Here is a 13,485-nt window from a genome sequence, read left to right on the forward strand (position 1 = left end):
CGTTACAGCTTTGAGCATCGGGGCATAGTGCAACGGCGTCAGCGCCGACAGCGTGATCTGATCGCTTGCAATCAGCTGCTCGCCAAGCCAGCTTTCGATCAGCGCCACCTCCCCTTCCGACGCCAGCCAGGCGGCGCTCAGCATGACCGAGTGAAAGCCGAACGGCCGTTCGCAGCTGAATTCGGCAGGCAGCCCGCTGCTGGTGTAGAGCACATGGTCACCGGAGACGTTGCCATTGACATAGCCCTGGCTGTCCTTGGTGTAGTCGCGCGCCATCGCATTCAGGTTGCGCCACGCCAATCCGGCATGACCGGCCGGAATTTTCCTGAAGGTGCGCGACGTCACATCGTCGAAACCGATCGTTTCGAGAGCGGCATCGGTGGCAATGCCGGCGCGTTGCGCGGACAGCAGGCCGAGATCCGCCGAGTAGGGCGACAGCGTCAGCCGCCGCTCCAAGCCTTCGCCACTGATGCTGACCGTGTCGGCTTCTTCAGCCAGGTCGAAGCTGAAGACGGCACCCGGCGCCAGTGTCCGCGTCTCCAGGACGTGCCCGTCCCCCGACACGGAGAGGGTCGCGGGTCCATCGCCGGCAACGCGCCCGCTGACGCGGCGCGGCGGCGCCAGACCGACCGGCAGCAGCATCTCCTGTGATACCATCCCGGCCGGCGAACCCGGCAGCGGCAGGAAGTGTCGGGACTGAATGTCGTTTTCGCTTTTCGCCTGCCAGCCGGGCGGCACCGAAACCACAAAGCGCCAGTTGCCCGGCTTGCGGATCACGGCCTTTCTGCCTTTCACCGACATGGGGAAATTGGCAAAGCCGGCATTGTTGGTGCGCGCGGACGCGGCGAGCTTGCCGGCTTTATCATACAGCCGCACCATGATCCCGGCCATCGGCCGGTCTCCGGCGCCGTATTTGCCGTCGCGATCGACATCGAAATAGACGAAGGACGAGTAATTGAGCATGCCCCCGCGGCCGCTCCAGTCGGTGCGGACGGCATAGTCGGCAGCCGGATTGGTCTGCCGCCGTCCCTTGCGGCGGCTGCGCTTCCGCCACAGCCGCCAGGACACGACAGCTGCCGCAAGCACCACAAGGGCGGCGAACAGTATCTCGACAGCGCCCAAGTCAGGCATGGAGCCTCCTTTCACAGATCTCGTGGAGGATTGCGTTCATGGGCGATCCGGCTGCGTTGGAATACTTTGCCGACAGGTTATTGCATGTCGGCCAAAAGCGAACCCGGGTTTGGGACAGCGACATGCATCAAGACAAAAGACTTAAAGCGCGTTGCATGGATCCGTTCAAGCGCGACGCATGAAAGCAGTCGCCTTACTTCAATTCCACCCACACCGGCGCATGGTCGCTGGCACCGTCCTCGCCGCGCACGTCGCGGTCGATGCCGGCGGCGGTCAGGCGGCGTGCCAGTTTCTTCGACAGCAGGATGTGATCGAGCCGGAGGCCCGCATCGCGCGGCCAGCGGTTGCGGCGATAGTCCCAGAATGTGTAAAGCGTTTCCTTCGGATGCTTCTTGCGCAGGGCATCAAGCCAACCCTGGTCGAGCAGGCGCCGGAACGACGCCCGGCTTTCCGGCTGCACCAGCGCGTTGTCGTCATAGGAGCGGGTGGCGTAGATATCGCGCGGCTCGGGCACGATGTTGTAGTCGCCGGCCAGCACCACCGGCAGGCCGGTGTCGAGCAACTGTTCGGCATGCGCCTCCAGCCGCGCGTGCCAGGCGAGCTTGTAGGCGAATTTCGGGCCGGGCTGGGGATTGCCGTTCGGCGCATAGAGGCAAGCGACGACAATGCCATTCACCGCCGCCTCGATGTAGCGGCTCTGCCTGTCGGCTTCGTCGCCGGGCAAGGCATCGCGGGTCAACACGGGCTCGGCACTCCGCGCCAGGATGGCAACGCCGTTCCAGGTCGGCTCGCCCTTCCACACCGCGCCATAGCCGGCCGCCGCCAATGCCGAGCGCGGAAACTGCATGTCGCGTGCCTTCAGCTCCTGCAGGCACACGACATCGGGCTTTGCCACAGCCAGCCATGCCAGCAGGTTTTCAAGCCGGCTGTTGATGTTGTTGATGTTGAAGGAGGCGATCTTCATCGAAGGTCAGGAAACGATCCGACCCGACCACGCCTTCACCGTCTCGGCCAGCGTCTTCAGATGGTCGGCGGCCGAAAATCCCGAAATGCTCTTGCGCGGTTTCAGATCATGGTCGCCGTCCTCCAGCCAGATCACCTCGATGCGATCGGAAAGGTCATAAGTCGCAACCTCGTCCCTGGTGCCGAACTCGTCGCGGGTGCCCTGGAAGATCAGCGTCGGCGTCTTCAGATCGGCGAGGTGTTTGGTCCGCAATTGATCGGGCTTGGCCGGCGGATGGAAGGGATAGCCGAGGCACAGCAGGCCTGAAATCTCGCCCTTGGCAAACATCTCGTCGGCAACCATCGAGGCGACGCGCCCGCCCATCGACTTGCCGCCGATGACGAGCGGGCCGGTCACGCCCTTCGCCCTGAGGTCGGCTATCGCCTTGATATATTCCGGGTTGACCGTCTCGGCCCGCGGCGGCGGCTTGCGGTGGCCATAGCGGCGGGCAGCCATATAGTGGAACTCGAAGCGCGCGACCTGGAAGCCGGCTTCGGCCAGCGCCTTGGCGGTGGCGGTCATCGAGGGGGAATCCATCGACGCTCCGGCGCCGTGAGCGAGCAGGATGGTGACGGGGGCGGCATCGTGGCCATCGAAGAGGAATGTGGTCATGGGGCGGCCTTGCTGGAGAGGTCGAGTTCCGTCACACTCCCCTCTGTCCTGCCGGACATCTCCCCCGCAAGCGGGGAGATTGCGCGCTCAACCGCTTTCGCCAATCTCCCACTTTGCAAGCAGGAACGGGACGCCCAAGCTGCCGATCTCCCCCCTTGCGGGGGAGATGGCCGGCAGGCCAGAGGGGGGTGTTCAAGCGCCAGCATCCCTCACCCCGCCGTACGCGCCAACTGCAGATCCACGAACTGCACGCCCTTGGCCGCCACCCGCGACCACTCGGACTCCGCATCGAGTTCGAGATAGCGCACCCACAGCCGCCGCGCCTCCGGCAGATCGCCGGCGTCGAATTCGAGCCGGGCGAGGTTGAACACCGGATCGGCATAGTTTTTGTCGAGCGCGATCGCTTTCTGCAGGTGCCTTCGCGCCGAGGCCTCGCGGCCCTGCTCGCTCATCAGCCCAGCGAGGTTGAACCAGGCCTCGACGAAGGCCGGATCGAGTTTTATCGCATTGATATAATCGTGCGCGGCGTCCGCCGCGTGGCCGCCGGCGCGCAGGCAGTTGGCGCGGTTGAAGGCGGCAATCGCATCGCTCGGATCGATGGCGAGACAGCGCTGGTAGAGTGCGGCTGCCCCATCATGGTCGCCACCCTCCTCCGCCGTTTCGGCCTCGGCAAACAACTCTTCCAGTGTTTCGTCGCCTGCCGAACCGGCGCTGCCCAAATCGAACAGAAGCTGTCCGTCGAGTTCGCTCTGGCCGCCTTCGAGATAGATCGCATCGGCGCGCCCATGCTGCGAGCCGACATTGAGCGACTTGGCGGTCAGCGACGCCACCGGGCCGGAGCGGTGGACGGAGCGCGCGATCGCCCCCCATGTCGCGCCGCCGGCGACGAGCCCGGCATATTTGCGCGCCAGGATCAGGTCGCGGAAGGAATAGGGTTCTGCGTCATGCTCGAACGCATCGAACAGTGACAACAAATCGAGCTCGGCGCCGGATAGCCGCGACTGATCGATCAGCGATTGCCGCGACAGCGAAGACGCTTCCGGTGTCTTCATCAGTCCGAGAAGGCGCAGGAATCCGTTCTCGCTGATCAGCGTCCGCCCGGCCCCGCGCTCGGCGGCGACACGGCGCTCGATCTCGGCATCGCCGTTCCTGGAGAGCCCGGCCTTAGCGAGCAGCGTGCGGCCGCACACGACATGCGTGGTGCGCCTGGTGACGCCGCGCCGCAGCTGGCCGTGCTGGCGTTCGACTTCACGCGCGGCCAGTCTGAGCGGAAACGCCGCCAGCGCGCCGATGGTGCCGAAAACAGCGCCGGTCGGTGCCGTCATTTCTTGCTCTTGCCGACCGCCTTCAGCAGATTGGCCTTCAGCGGATTTTCAGCAGCACCACCCGCTGCCGCTTTCTTTGCAGCTGGCTTGGCAACCTCGTCGGCCTTGCTCTTCGACTTGGCCGGCGGCTTCGATTGCGACAGGCTCGCCTTCAGCGCATCCATCAGGTTGATGACATTGCCGCGCTCCGGTGCCGCCGCAATGATCGGCTTGTGGCCTTTCAGCTTCTCGCGGATCATCATCATGAGTGCCGCCTCGTAGCGGTCCTCATAATTCTTCGGATCGAAGGTGGTTTCCTTCTGCTTGATCAGCGCTTCGGCGAGCTGCAGCATTTCGGGGTCGGGCTTGCCAGCTGGAATATTGCCAAAATATTCAGCCGTCCCGCGCACTTCGTTCGGGTTCCTCAAGGTGCACACGAACATGCCGTTCTCGCGCGCGCCGATCGTCACCACGCGCTCGCGGCTCGACAGCACAAGGCGGGCGATGGCGAGCTTGCCGGATTTGCGCATCGCTTCGCGCAACACGGCGAAGGTTTCCTCCGCCATCGCGCCGTCGGGCGCCATGTAGTAGGGCGCGTCCTGGTAGATGACGTCGACCTCGTCCTCGTCGACGAAAGCCTCGATGTTCATCGTATGGTTGGATTCGATGCGCACCGCGTCGAGGTCTGCATCATCGATGATGATGTACTGCTTGTCCTCGTATTCGTAACCCTTGACCAGATCAGCACGCTCGACGAGCCCTAGTTCGGGGTCGACCGGCTTCATGTTGATGCGGTTATGGGTCTTCTTGTGCAACTGGTTGAACGAGATGCGCTCGCTGGCGCTGGTGGCGGGATACAACCGCACCGGACAGCTCACGAGGCTGAGTTTGAGGTAACCTTTCCAACTTGCCCTGGGCGCCATGAAACACTCCTACGCGGTCATGCACTGACATTTTAGCTTGAGCATGATCTTCTCCGAAAACCGGTTCCCACTTTTCGGGATCATACTCTCTGCAGCGCTTTCGTCCGAAGGACGATTGGCGCCGCGCAAATCCTACACCGACCCCACACGATACAGGCAAATCCCTGACGAAATCTTTTAGGACGCCTAAGGGTCGCAGGCGAAGGATAATTCAAATTGTACGAAGCGTCGATCATACTCTTCGTCGTCTTCGGGCTAAGCAAGGAGCGAAGCGACGCGGCGCATAACCTAGGATGACGAGCGCAGGGTCGGCAAATCCCGCGCGAACTCGTCGATCTCGGCCCACGGATCGCCCGACGTCGCCAGCAGGCCTGGCAGCGACGAATAATTCAAATCCTGCGGCGCATCGATGGATTCGAGGTCGCTCCAGCTGACCGGCGTCGAGGCCGGCAGATTGGTGCGGGCGCGCAAGGAGTAAGGTGCTGCGGAGGTGTGGCCGCGCGCATTGCGGTGGTAGTCGATGAAGATGCGCTTCTTGCGGTTGTCCTTGCCCATGGTGGTGGTGAAAGTATCAGGCGCCGTTGTCGCCAGATGCGTGGCGATCGCGCTGGTTGCCTGGTGCAGTTTCTTCCAGTTCTGCTTGCCTGTCACAGGTACCGTGATGTGGATGCCGCTGCCGCCGGAGGTCTTGGCGAACGGCACCAGCCCCAGGCGCCCCAATTCGTCCTTGATGTGCACGGCGGCCTCGACCACCTCGCGCCAGGCGATCCCCTCTCCCGGATCGAGGTCGAGGACGATCTGGTCGGGTCTGTCGAGGCTGGCGCGGTGGGTGCCCCAGGTGTGGAACTCGACGACGCCGAACTGCGCCAGCGCCAGATACCCTTTCGCGCCTTCGACCGAGAGATAGGATTTGGTTTCGCCCTCGGAATTTGTCGCCTCGAATGTCACCACCGAGGGCGGCATGCCGGTGAAGGCGTGGCGCTGGAAGAAGCAATCCTTCGGCAGGCCGGTCGGGCAGCGCACCAGCGACACCGGCCGGCCGAGAATGTGCGGCAGCATGAAATCGCCGACCAGCGCGTAATAGACGGCGATGTCGAGCTTGGTCGGGCCGGTCTTGCCGAACAGCCGGCGCGTCGGGTTGGTCACCCAGATGGTGGCAAGGTCAGCCTCGGCGATCAGCCGCTTGCGTGTCGAGGATACCGGCGTCGACAGGCCGACATCCCTCAAACCGCGGAAGACGCCGTGGCGCAGTGCGTTGTCCGCTGTGCGGTTGGCGTAGTGGATGCGCGCCGACAGCAGCGGCCGCACCCAGTTCATCTCGCGCATGATCTCGCGCGGAACGCCCTCGGGCGCGGTGGCGCCTTCCCGCAGCGGCTCCAGCCTGGCGAGCAATTCACCGGCTGTGGCGGCATCGAAACCGGTGCCGACCTTGCCGCGATAATGCAATTCACCGCCCTCGAACTCTGCCATTCCGAGCGCCGCCAGCCCTTCGGCCGCATCGGAGATGGTGAAGCCGGCGATGACGAAGTCGTCCGACAGCAGCGCCTTGGTCTTGGTCCAGCTTTTGCTTCGGCCGCTCTGATAGATGGCCGTGGCGCGCTTGGAGACGACACCCTCCAGCCCCAGTTCCGACGCCTGGTCGTAGAGCCCCTGCCCCGAGCCCTCGACATGGTCGGAGAACTGGATGGCGGAATTGGCGCCGAGGCCCGACAGCATCTGCGCGAGCAGCGCCTTGCGCCGGACCAGCGGCGCCTTGGTCAGGTCCCAGCCGTCGAGATGGAGAAGATCGAAGGCGTAGAAATGGAGCTTGCTGCCGGCGCCCTCGGCCAGCGCATCCTGCAGCAGCGCGAAACGGCTGATGCCCCGGGCGTCGAGCACCACGATCTCGCCATCGATGATGGCGTCGCGGCACGGCAGTTTGGCGAACGCATGCGGCAGGTCGCCATAACGCTTCGTCCAGTCGATGCCGCCACGGGTGATCAGCTTGACCACGCCGTCAGTGAGATGCGCCATGGTGCGGTAGCCGTCGAATTTGATCTCGTGCAGCCAGACTTGTTTGGTGTCTTCGCCATCGGGTGGTTTTGGCACCTGCGTCGCCAGCTGCGGCTCGATACGGGCAAGCATGGGGGCCTTGAAGGCGCCCGGCAGCGTGCCGGGCTTCAGCGATCCCTGTCTGGGCGCGGGTTTGGCGGCGGGCTTTGCCGGCGCCGCCAGCTCCTCGATGCGCAATCCGGATTTGACGCTCTCCGGCCGGGCCGTGAGGATGTCAAGCGCGGTGTCGGCGGCGAGGTCGCGCTCCTTGAACAGCAGCCAGTTCTTCTTGTTTTCGTCCTCGCCGGGTTTCGGTTTCAGCCGTGTCAGCATCCAGCCGCCATTGAGCTTGTCGCCGGCCAGCCGGAACTTGAAGGCGCCGGTGCGCAAGCTCTTTTCGACATCGTCCATCGGCGCCCAGCTGCCGGTGTCCCAGACGATCATCGGCCCGCCGCCATACTCGCCTTCGGGAATGACACCCTCGAAGTCGATATATTCGAGCGGATGATCCTCGGTCTCGACCGCCAGCCTTTTGTCGGCCGGATTGAGCGAAGGCCCGCGCGGCACCGCCCAGCTCTTCAAGACATCGCCGACCTGCAGTCGCAGATCATAATGGTCTGCGGTGGCGTGGTGCTTGTGCACGACGAAGCGGTTACCGTCGCTGCTGACGAGCCCGCCAACCGGCTCCGGCGTCTTGGCGAATTCGCGTTTGGCGCGATAGGCTTTGAGCTTTGGTGGAGTTGTCATCGCAAAGATCGAAGCACGGCGGCCAGGAACAAGCCAGTCACGCTCTCAATCGTCAGCGGCCGGCGTCAACTCGAGCTCCGCCGGCGACAGCCCTTGCTGCAACTGGCTCAGCCGGAATTCGTCGACCCAATAGGCCTCGCCATCGACCAGAACCCGGGCTTGGTAGGTGCCCTCCGAAAAACGCTGCTCGGTGATGTAGACCTTGTGACGATCGAGCGCTTTGCGCACCGCGGCGCGTTTGGAATTCTGACCTGTGACGGGACTGAACATGACACTGCCCTCGGTCGCCTGACACGCAACACGGCCGCTGTCGGCGGCCTTGCGACTGGCTCCAAGGATGCCGGAGACGAGGTGTCCTGTCAATTTTCGTGGCAGTGCAGGTTGCAGTCCGGTTAAATTTTGCAGTCTTTTGAAGATGCTCGGGTCTCGGCCTGAATCACGATGTGAAGCGCGCGAAGACGAAGCCGCGCGTGATCGTGCCTGTTGCCGCCAGCCTACGAAGCGGCCGGCATACCCGAATGAGTGGATTTTCGGACTTCCCCGATGAGATCGAGTGTCGCTGCCGCGACCTCGGCAACCTGAAGCCGCTGCACACAATAGACCCCACCGGGGTTGTTTTCTTTACAAACACCTGGAGCGATGCATGGACAGGGCATGACCGGCTGGAGCGTCCGGTTCGGGACACCGAACGGGCCCCATTGCTCGGGCGACGTCAGGCCGTACAACCCCACCGCTGGAGTTCCGACAGATGCCGCGATGTGCATCGGGCCGCTCTCATTGCCTAGAAAGATTGATGCTTCGGCCAACAATGCCGTCAGGACTTCAAGCGAGGCCTTTCCGACGACACTGGCGACCGGCGACGCTGCCACTTCAAGGATCCTTTGCGCGGCAAGCCCCTCGTCCGGCCCACCAACGAGCAGAGATCGCAACCCGGTTTTGGCGTATACCTCGTCGATGACCGCAGCAAAATGTTGCGGCGGCCAACAACGCCCTTCGAACCTAGCGCCGGCATGCACGGCCACATATGACTTCTTTGCCAAAGCGTTTTCCGCAAGAATCCTGGCACACTCTTCCTGGGCGGTCCCGTTCGGCTGCAGCCGAGGCGTTGGGTCCTGACAATCCAACCCAAGCGCGTGGAGTGGAGACAGGTTCCTGTAGAGATAATGGGGGCCACCCTGTCCGAAAGTCGCGGCGAGAACGTTTGCAAGCTGGATTTCCCAGAACTTCATCGGATGCTCGGAAGGATCGAAGCCGACGCGAAGTGGAGCGCCGATCAAACGATGCATTATCCGCGAGGTTTTTGAATCGGCAAGGTCGATGCTAAGATCGAATTTTCGACGCCGCAGATCAGAGATGACGCCACGATAGTCGCTCAAACGCTTGAGCAGAGTCCTTCCTCTGCCGCGGGATTCAAAGCCAACGGCAACATCGGCGATCCCTTGCGCGACGATGAACTGCTTGAGTCCCGGCGCACAAAGCATGGTTACCGATGCTTGTGGATAAGAAAGACGCAGATTGCGAACCAAAGCAGATGTCAGAACGACATCTCCAATGTACTTCGTTTGAATAATGAGGATGGAACGAATCCCATCTCCTAAACTTGCATTCATCGAGATGATCTGCCGAAAACGCCAATTTGAGAAAATCTGCCGACGACACTCATTTCTGAACGTCAAGCGCGCTTTCAAATATAGAGCCAACCAACCCTGTCAACAACCTTGCCGGCCTTGGTGCCTCTTTGCATCGGTCGTCGGCAGGACCGGCAAACGCTCGTCCTCAGTCCTTCAATCGCCGCAAGCGGCGCGTCAGGCCCTGAACGGCTTTGAGCAGCCGTGGGCGCGACCGCGTCATGCCTTCGACCCGGCTGCGCAGCAGAATGGCTGCGTTCGCAGCCCTGCCCCGCACCGTCACCGGTTCGCAGATCTCGGCCAGAACCGAACTCGCGGCACCAATATGTTGCTTGTAGCCCTGGCCGCCGACCGACAGGTCGAAATAGTCGAAGCCCCGCTCGCATCCCCACATCATCAGCTTGCCCATCGTCGTCAGGCCGGGTGAGACATTGGCGACCGCATTCTGGTCGATGCCCAGCAGGAGGGCGTGAAGTGTGCCTTTTCTGACCAGCACATAGATGGAGGCGAGCCAGGCTTCACCGACGCGTAGACCGAAGAGCCGCACCGATCCATTCGACAGGCCTTGCAGCGCCGCGGCGCGGTAGAAATCGACGACCGGGACCTGCGTCAGGAGATCGAAACGCCCAAGCTCACGAAAACGCTTCAGCCGCAGTTCCAGCAGCACATCCAGGAGCTCCTCGGTCAGATCCGGCGTGTCGGCCTCGACCAGAGCGAGGCCCCCAAGCTGTTCGAAGCCGCGGCAATGCTTGCGGAAGGCCTTGGCAAAGGACGGCTTGCAGATCCGCTTGATGAGCGTCTCCGGGTCGCCATGCAGGACGAGGCCGGAGGTGACCTGGATGGAGTCGCGCGCCACCGAAAGCAGTGCCAGCGGATTGACCAGGCCGTGGATCTGCTGCGGGATCCCGGCGATATGGATGCGATCCGCCGGTGGCAGAACGGCACGGACCGCCGCCCACATGGCGTCGGCACTCTGCCTGGTCCACGCTCTCCCATCCGCCAGCAGCGGCACCGAGTAGTCGCACACGCGGCAGCTCAGCCATTCGATGACGTGGTGGCCGAGGGCCCGGCGCCGCATCAGCGGCAGCAGCATGGCCGGCGCGCCGGTCACGGCGTCACTCACCTCGATGACGACCAGGTCCGCGTCCTTGGGCATCAGCCGTGCGGCGATTCCTTCGACCCAGGCATAGTGCTGATGGGCAGTGCAGACGCCGTGCGCCTCAAGCAGCAGCCATAGCAGCCTTACGGTATCGAAACTGGTGTGCAGCCGAGCCGTGAAGTGCGCGGTTGCATCAGCGTTGGCGACAGTCGGGGAAAACCGCCCACCGGGCAAATCCCTTATCGGAGTCGTTCGCGCCGCGTAGCTTGCCACATGCTTCTCCCGTCATTCCGATCCCCCACGCAGGCGCCGCAAGTCCCGCATCAGTCCCTGGAGCCTCTTCAGCAGCCGAGGTTTGGAGCGCACGAACACCTCGGTCCGGTTGCGGACCTCGATGGCTGCGCTCACGGCGCTGCCTCGCACCGTAATCCCGTGGCAAAGCTCGCGCAGGCCCGAACCCACGGCACCCATATGTTCCTTATAACTCTGGTTGCCGACCGACAGGTCGAAATAATCGAAACCGCGGCCGCGCGCCCAACTCATCAACTTGCCCATGATCAGAAGTCCCGGCGAGACATTGGGCACCGCGCCCTGATCGATTGAGATCAGCAGAGCATGAACGGTGACTTGATGGATCAGCAGGTATTGTACCGCGATCAGAGCTTCACCAACACGCAACCCGAAGAGCCGCACCGATCCATCCGACAGGCCCTCGAGAGCGGCGTTTCGATAGAAATCGACAGCCGTCGCCTGTGTCAGCAGGTCGAAGCGGCCCAGTTCGCGAAAGCGGCTGAGCCGCATCCGGACCAGGCCGCCGAAGATGACCTCCACCAGGGCCGGCGTGTTGGCTTCGACCAGTTCCACGTCGCCAAGCCGTTCGAGGCGGCGCCAGTCCTTGTTGAAGGCCTTGACGAAGGATGGCCGGCATAGGCGCTTGAGCACGGTTTCCGGGTCGCCGTCGATGGCGAGGCCGAAGCTGGTATGCAGGGAATCGCGCGTGGCTGCGAGCAAGGCCAGAGGGTTGGCGATGCCGCTGATCGATTGCGGAATTCCCGTGATCTGGATGCGGTCCGCCGGCGGCAGCACGGAACGCACCGCAGCCCACGCGGCCTGCGCCGATTGCATCGTCCACGGGCTGGCATCGGCCAGCAGCGGTGCCGAATAGTCGCAAACGCCACAGCTCAGCCATTCGATCACCCGATGGCGGAAGGCCGGCCGCCGTATCAGCGGCACCAGCATTCGCGGCGCGCCCGTCACGGCATCGTTTACCTCCACGATGAGCAGTTCCGCACCTTCCGGCATTAGCCGCGCGACGATCCCCTCGGCCCAGGCATAATTCTGGTGGGCGGTGCACACACCGTCCGCCTGGAGGCGCAGCCAGAGCGGCCTCACCGCTTCCAAGCTGGTGTGGAGCCGCGCCGTGTAGGCATCGATGGCGACGACGGTGGCCGGATGGGAGGACTGGCCATCGGGCGAGCCGGTCACCGCAGCAATTTGCACCGCCTGGACTGCCATGTTTTTTCCTATCGCTTTGCCGTAGCGAACGGCAGCGTCCGCCGCCACGCGCCCAACCGGCTGTCGCGCGCCTCATCGGGATGCTCGATATTCCACATGCGGTGATGCGCGAAATACCACGATGCCACGAGCACGAACATCTCCGAGACGGCGGAACCCAACAACGCCCACGGCGGAGACGCGATTGCCAGCAGGGCCGCGATCAGCGCCAGCCCGACGACCGCGCCGCCCGTGGTGATGAACGCGACGATCCGAAAATCGCCGAGTATCTCAAGCACGATGCGGGGCATGATATAGAGCATGATCGGGACAAAATTCGCGATCACGAAAAGCCCGATGAACCAGGTCGAAGCGTCCTGGAGAGCCTGGGATTTTATCATCGGCAGGACGAACATGATCGCACATCCATAAGCAAGGCCGCCGAGCCCCATGACGAGCGCCCAGATCTTGGCCTGCGTCCAGACACGGCCTGTTTCATTGTTCCGCATCAGCCTGGCGAGATCCGGCTGCGTCATGTTGACGAATGCAAGGCTGATGATGCGCAGCGGAGCAAACAGCACCAGAACCGCCGCCAGCGGTGCGTAGGCGGCTGGCCCGGCAATGCCGGCGACCAGCAGCGCCAGACATTGACCCTGGATGTTGGTGGTGGTCGCGCTGAATGCCGACCAGCGCAGTTGGGGCCAGAGCCTGACATAGCGTCGGCGCGTCGGCATGCGGAAGCTGATGCGAAGCGAGCGCCGAGCCAGGCGGACCAGGACGAAAATGCCGAACACATTTGCGGCTGCAAGTGCATAGAATACGGTCTGCAGCGGGTCTTGGACCAACCAGATCGACAGCCCGGTCAGGACACAGCCGGCGACTGTAAAAGCGCCATCGCTGATGGAGACGACAACCTGCTGGCGCCGTGCGAAGAAAGCCGTGCGCATATGGCTGCGCAACGACCAGGCACCGACGAAGCAGCCGGCGGCAATTCCGCTTGGATCTCCAAGGACATGCATCAGAACAGCCGTGCCGACGGCCATCAGCAACGCCACGATCAGCGCCGCCGTTCCGAACGCCACGTCATAGGTATCGACGCCGGCGCTGTTGGTGCTCTTGCTCATCCAGATGCTGGCGGGAACAGCGGTGAGCGACCTGATATAGGACAGGCCGACCCCGCCCATCACCATGCCGATGGCGAAGAGGCCGTAGCCCTGCGCCGACAGCATGTGCAACAGCATGATGTTGAGGGCGAAATGAAAGCCGCTCTGCATCGCCTCGCCGCCGATCATCAGCACGAGGCGTCGAACCAGATGGCTCGGAAACGCTAACTTCACGGCCGTGTCTCCGCTGCGCGGGCAGCGGGCGCCCTGCCCGGCCGCGCGATGGTCGTCTTCAGCTTTTCGGCGGCGATCGCGGTGATCGCCGCGGCCGCGACCGGCTCGCTGAAGATCGCCTCATAGCGCGCGCGCCCGGCAGCGACAAACCCGCGCCAGGCCTCAGGGGCGAGGAT

At 63.3% G+C, this 13,485-nt stretch carries 12 protein-coding genes and 1 pseudogene; 1 reads left to right on the plus strand and 12 read right to left on the minus strand.

Annotation, left to right across the window (positions count from 1 at the left end; genetic code table 11):
• Nucleotides 1-1,131, minus strand: a 1,131-nt coding sequence (locus EN932_RS14655) for an SdrD B-like domain-containing protein (RefSeq protein WP_128368885.1), incomplete at its 3' end; no start/stop codon positions are given.
• 38 nt (nt 1,132-1,169) lie between these two features.
• Here EN932_RS14655 and EN932_RS14660 point away from each other — a divergent pair.
• Nucleotides 1,170-1,313: a hypothetical protein gene (locus EN932_RS14660; RefSeq protein WP_127224232.1), complete on the plus strand. Its 144-nt coding sequence runs from the start codon at nt 1,170-1,172 to the stop codon at nt 1,311-1,313.
• Nucleotides 1,314-1,324: 11 nt separating this feature from the next.
• Here the strand turns inward: EN932_RS14660 and EN932_RS14665 are convergent, their stop codons facing one another.
• From EN932_RS14665 to EN932_RS14720, 11 genes and pseudogenes are all read right to left on the minus strand, one after another.
• Nucleotides 1,325-2,095, minus strand: coding sequence for an exodeoxyribonuclease III (locus EN932_RS14665; protein WP_127365689.1), 771 nt, complete (start codon nt 2,093-2,095; stop codon nt 1,325-1,327).
• Between the two features lie 6 nt (nt 2,096-2,101).
• A complete protein-coding gene (locus tag EN932_RS14670) occupies nt 2,102-2,746 on the minus strand; it encodes an alpha/beta fold hydrolase (RefSeq protein WP_127368645.1) in 645 nt (214 codons plus the stop codon).
• A 209-nt stretch (nt 2,747-2,955) separates the two neighbouring features.
• The gene (locus EN932_RS14680; RefSeq protein ID WP_127368646.1) at nt 2,956-4,071 is read right to left on the minus strand and encodes a tetratricopeptide repeat protein; all 1,116 of its coding nucleotides are present in this window, start codon (nt 4,069-4,071) and stop codon (nt 2,956-2,958) included.
• Complete coding sequence (locus tag EN932_RS14685) at nt 4,068-4,973, minus strand: Ku protein (protein ID WP_013530615.1); 906 nt, start codon at nt 4,971-4,973, stop codon at nt 4,068-4,070. Before EN932_RS14685 ends, EN932_RS14680 begins: the two co-directional genes overlap by 4 nt.
• 288 nt (nt 4,974-5,261) lie before the next feature.
• Nucleotides 5,262-7,751, minus strand: coding sequence for a DNA ligase D (ligD, locus tag EN932_RS14690; protein ID WP_127388419.1), 2,490 nt, complete (start codon nt 7,749-7,751; stop codon nt 5,262-5,264).
• A gap of 45 nt (nt 7,752-7,796) precedes the next feature.
• The gene (locus EN932_RS14695) at nt 7,797-8,021 is read right to left on the minus strand and encodes a hypothetical protein (RefSeq protein WP_027160830.1); all 225 of its coding nucleotides are present in this window, start codon (nt 8,019-8,021) and stop codon (nt 7,797-7,799) included.
• A 224-nt stretch (nt 8,022-8,245) separates the two neighbouring features.
• Entirely contained in the window at nt 8,246-9,427 is a 1,182-nt protein-coding gene (locus EN932_RS14700; RefSeq protein WP_348629897.1) for a glycosyltransferase family 9 protein, read from the minus strand.
• Between the two features lie 100 nt (nt 9,428-9,527).
• Entirely contained in the window at nt 9,528-10,751 is a 1,224-nt protein-coding gene (locus EN932_RS14705) for a GNAT family N-acetyltransferase (RefSeq protein ID WP_127385385.1), read from the minus strand.
• Between the two features lie 12 nt (nt 10,752-10,763).
• Entirely contained in the window at nt 10,764-11,993 is a 1,230-nt protein-coding gene (locus tag EN932_RS14710) for a GNAT family N-acetyltransferase (RefSeq protein WP_127369232.1), read from the minus strand.
• Between the two features lie 8 nt (nt 11,994-12,001).
• A complete protein-coding gene (locus tag EN932_RS14715; RefSeq protein WP_024501738.1) occupies nt 12,002-13,309 on the minus strand; it encodes a hypothetical protein in 1,308 nt (435 codons plus the stop codon).
• Nucleotides 13,306-13,485: pseudogene (locus EN932_RS14720) on the minus strand (glycosyltransferase family 1 protein); the annotation flags it as partial. The pseudogene EN932_RS14720 and the gene EN932_RS14715, both read right to left, overlap by 4 nt.

Source organism: Mesorhizobium sp. M7A.F.Ca.US.002.01.1.1, assembly GCF_004022955.1.
GTDB classification, from domain to species: Bacteria; Pseudomonadota; Alphaproteobacteria; order Rhizobiales; family Rhizobiaceae; genus Mesorhizobium; species Mesorhizobium ciceri.